The sequence below is a fragment of the Streptomyces caniscabiei genome (genome assembly GCF_014930365.1).
Classification (GTDB): Bacteria; Actinomycetota; Actinomycetes; order Streptomycetales; family Streptomycetaceae; genus Streptomyces; species Streptomyces caniscabiei.
Window position 1 is genome coordinate 1 of sequence record NZ_JABXWI010000073.1, and the last position, 618, is coordinate 618.

General features: G+C 65.9%; 1 protein-coding gene. It reads right to left on the reverse strand.

Annotated elements, in window-relative coordinates; all coding sequences use genetic code 11:
- Positions 1 to 618, reverse strand: a 618-nt coding sequence (locus HW837_RS48045; protein WP_269153830.1) for an alpha-amylase family glycosyl hydrolase, incomplete at both ends; no start/stop codon positions are given.

Here is a 618-nt window from a genome sequence, read left to right on the forward strand (position 1 = left end):
GCGGTCGTTGTCCAGGAGCGGGGCGAGGCGCCGGCGGATGCCGATGTTGGCGCGCATGCGCGGGTCCTTGGCGTACTCCGCGTACATGTAGTCGCGTTCCTCGTCGGTGACCATTTCCAGGGTCAGCTCGTCGTGGTTGCGCAGGAAGATGCCCCATTGGCAGTTCGCGGGGATGGCGGGGGTCTTGGCGAGGATTTCCGAGACCGGGTAGCGGGATTCCCGCCGCACGGCCATGAAGATCCTCGGCATCACCGGGAAGTGGAACGCCATGTGGCATTCGTCGCCGCCGCCGGCGAAGTCGCCGAAGTAGTCGACGACGTCCTCCGGCCACTGATTGGCCTCCGCGAGGATGACCGTGTCCGGATACTGTGCGTCGATCTCCCGGCGGACGTGCCTCAGGAACGCGTGGGTGGCCGGCAGGTTCTCGCAGTTCGTCCCTTCCTCCTGGTAGAGGTAGGGCACCGCGTCCAGCCGGAATCCGTCGATGCCCAGGTCCAGCCAGAACCGCAGCGCGGCCAGCATCTCTTCCTGGACGGCCGGGTTCTCGTAGTTGAGATCGGGCTGGTGGGAGAAGAAGCGGTGCCAGAAGTACTGCTTGCGGACGGGGTCGAAGGTCCA